Source organism: Atribacter sp., from assembly GCF_035418125.1.
Lineage (GTDB): Bacteria > Atribacterota > Atribacteria > Atribacterales > Atribacteraceae > Atribacter > Atribacter allofermentans.
Window position 1 is genome coordinate 1 of the sequence record NZ_DAOLQM010000046.1, and the last position, 2,069, is coordinate 2,069.

General features: G+C 38.6%; 3 protein-coding genes. All 3 read right to left on the reverse strand.

All coding sequences use genetic code 11. The features are described from left to right. Positions 1-421: deoxycytidylate deaminase (locus PLK24_RS04070; RefSeq protein WP_324476546.1), on the reverse strand; the 421-nt coding region annotated here is incomplete at its 3' end. Further along, positions 418-858 carry a ribose 5-phosphate isomerase B gene (gene rpiB / locus PLK24_RS04075; protein ID WP_324476548.1) on the reverse strand — a complete coding sequence of 147 codons (441 nt, stop codon included), beginning with the start codon at positions 856-858 and terminating at the stop codon, positions 418-420. The genes PLK24_RS04070 and rpiB, both read right to left, overlap by 4 nt. 272 nt (positions 859-1,130) lie before the next feature. Next, positions 1,131-1,997, reverse strand: a complete 867-nt coding sequence (prmC, locus tag PLK24_RS04080; RefSeq protein WP_324476550.1) for a peptide chain release factor N(5)-glutamine methyltransferase — start codon at positions 1,995-1,997, stop codon at positions 1,131-1,133. Between the last annotated feature and the right edge of the window lie 72 nt (positions 1,998-2,069).

Consider the following 2,069-nt stretch of genomic DNA (forward strand, 5'->3'; position numbering starts at 1 on the left):
CTGCTTCGCTCACCAACTCATCTCCCAAGGGATCAGGATAGGGATTTTGATAGACTATTCTCGAAATCCCAGCATTAATAATCATTTTAGCACAAAGCGAACAGGGTTTGTGCGTACAATATAAAATCGATTCCTTGGTACTCACTCCATGAAGAGCTGCTTGTATTATAACATTTTGTTCAGCATGTAACCCTCGACAGAGTTCCTGTTGACTTCCGGAAGGAATTTGCCGCTTCCCTCGCAAACAGGTTTCCAAAGTGCAATGAACTAATCCACTGGGAGCACCGTTATAACCAGTGGCCAGAATCCTTCGATCAAGAACCAGCACCGCTCCAACTTTTCTTCTTAAACAGGTCGACCGAGTGCTGACCAACTCGGCAATTGACATAAAATATTCATCCCAATCCGGTCGTGTGTTCATTGCTTTTCATAATCCGAGATTTTATTGATACGTCTCAGGTGTCGACCCTCGATAAATTCTGATTTTAACCAAACTTGAACAATTTCCTGGGCTAGACCCTTTCCAATCACTCGTCCTCCGAGAGTGAGAATATTTGCATTATTATGTTCTCTTGACGCTCTTGCTGAAAAAGTATCATGACAGTTGGCTGCTCGAATTCCATGAACTTTATTGGCAGCTATTGAGACACCAACACCGGTTCCGCAACAGATAATTCCTCTTTCGCACTTTCCCTTGGCTACATCTTTAGCTAAGGGAAATGCGATATCAGGATAATCAATCATTTCAGGGCTATTAGTCCCATAATCAATCACTTCATATCCTTGTTCTATTAAAAAATTTTTCAAATCTTCCTTGAGTTCAAAGCCTCCATGATCGCAACCCAAAGCTATTTTCATCGTCTATTAGAACCTCCTTTTAAAAGGATACTCTTAAAACCCTTGTTTTGTCTACCCCAACAGTGTTTATAAGTTTAAAAATATCATGAAATCTCTTTTTTTCACACTCATCTCCACCTTCTCCCATTAAGTGAGAAGGAAGTATTAATTCTTTTTTTCTTTTTTCATCTCTCTTCTAGTAGAAAAAGATTAAGGTGTGGAAGTATCTTTTTAATAATTTCTCTTTCTTGGAGGAATGTGGTGGGAAAAGTGTCTTTCTTTTTTTCCCCTACTCAATTTCGTCTAAAAACTGTAGCTCGAGGTCTTTTTTGATAATCAAAAATGACATGATCTTTTTTAAAATGGGTTTTTAAAGAAAGATCTGCAATGGCTTCAACTTGAGAAGGATCATGTTCGATATAAAGGTAACCCTGGCTTTTCAAGTAAGGGGATGATTCATTCAAGGTTCGATAGATGAGGTCCAAGCCTTCTGAACCCGAAACCAACGCATCTTTTGGTTCATGAAGTCGTATCTCAGGAGACAGGGTATTCCATTCTTCTTCTTTAACATAAGGTGGATTTGACAAAATGAAATCAAATTGTAGTTCATCAGTAGTTTGGATTTCATTAAACAAATCTGATTGCCATACTGATATTCTTTCTTCTAAGCCCAATTTTTGGGCATTATGTTGAGTCAAATCACAGGCTAATTTTGATCGATCAATGGCAACTACCTGTACTTTGGTCAGCCAATATGCAACGGTTAAACCAATTACGCCTGAACCACAACAAAGATCACACAACTTGACTGGTTGGTTTTCATAGCGAGATCTGATGGTAATAATTGCTTCCTCCAACCAAGATTCAGTATCCAACCTTGGTATAAAAACTCCTTTCTCTAAATAAAATTGGAGAGAAAAAAACTCCCATTCTTTGAGTATGTATTGAAGAGGAACTCCGTCAAGTCGTTCTTTTATCATGATATTGAGCTTTTCAATCTTTTCAACTGACAAATCTTGATCCCAATAAAGATAAATATGTGAAGGTGAAGCAGAAAGAACTCCAGACAACAAAAAACGAGCTTCTCGGGAGGCTCCGGGTAAGTTATGTTTACGTAAAGTGAGAACCAGATTGCTCCAAACATCTCTCACTTTTGACATGAGTTATCCCACTTTCTCCAACATTCTCATTCTTTCCTCAGCTGCCAGGGATTCGATGACTTCATTGAGATC

Coding starts and splice junctions, on each gene's coding strand:
- rpiB (WP_324476548.1), bottom strand. CDS start 858: ATGAAAATAGCTTTGGGTTGCGATCATGGAGGCTTTGAACTCAAGGAA.
- prmC (WP_324476550.1), bottom strand. CDS start 1,997: ATGTCAAAAGTGAGAGATGTTTGGAGCAATCTGGTTCTCACTTTACGT.